Origin of the sequence: Pseudomonas sp. JV245A (genome assembly GCF_032424515.1) — a bacterium.
GTDB lineage: Bacteria > Pseudomonadota > Gammaproteobacteria > Pseudomonadales > Pseudomonadaceae > Aquipseudomonas > Aquipseudomonas protegens.
Genome location: NZ_VYKE01000463.1, coordinates 1 through 764, shown reverse-complemented (window position 1 = coordinate 764; position 764 = coordinate 1). Strand labels below are relative to the sequence as shown.

Annotated in this window: 2 protein-coding genes; both read right to left on the bottom strand. The window is 63.4% G+C overall.

All coding sequences use genetic code 11. The annotated features are described in order from the left end of the window. A partial coding sequence (locus F6S12_RS32455) for a GreA/GreB family elongation factor (protein ID WP_315869951.1) occupies positions 1-436 on the bottom strand: 436 nt, incomplete at its 3' end. 73 nt (positions 437-509) lie between these two features. Beyond that, a partial coding sequence (locus F6S12_RS32450; RefSeq protein WP_315869950.1) for a hypothetical protein occupies positions 510-764 on the bottom strand: 255 nt, incomplete at its 5' end.

Below are 764 nucleotides of genomic sequence, written 5' to 3'. Positions count from 1 at the left end.
ACAGGACTTCGTCCCCCGGTTGTGCTCCCAGTAGGGCACGACCCAGGGGCGAGGCCCAGTTGATCAGCCCCTTGGCCGCATCCGCTTGATCCTCCCCCACCAATTGCACGCTTTGCTGGCGATCCTGTTCATCGGCGAAGGTCACCCGGCTGCCGATCTGCACCTTGTCGGTTGAATTGGCCGTCGTCACCACTTGGGCGCTGTGCAGGCGCTGGGTGAAATAGCGCAGGTCGCGCTCAAGTTCGGCCATTCGCTGCTTGTCGGCGTCATCTCCCAGGTCGTTTTGCTCGCTGTGCTGGCTGTGCAGCAGGGCAACCCTGGCCTGCAATTCGGCAAGGCCCTGGGGCGTGACGTAATTGGGCTGGGCGCTGATCTGGCGCTCCACCGGCTGCTCGGCCTGGTCGGCTTGATCTTCATTGACGAAAGCGCGGCTCACAGTTTTCTCCTTGAAGGGAGGCGGGTGGACCATGGTTGCAGGCTTTTCACCTGGGCGGTTACCTGAAAGCGACCTACGGCGAACGATAGGCTCGGGCCGCATCGCGGTCCTTTTCCTGCTGCCAGGCTCGCTCGCGCTCGTCCCAGTGCCGCTCTCGATACTCGTTGCGGTCCTGGTTCTCCAGCATGGCCTGGCATTGGCGGAAACCATCGTTCCAGCCTTCGGCGTATTGCGCGTCCTTGAGGTAGCGCGGTACGTCCTTGCGAAACTCTCCGCTCATGGAGCCTGCCGCCTGGCGGCCGCTGACGCAGCCGGCATCGAAGCCATC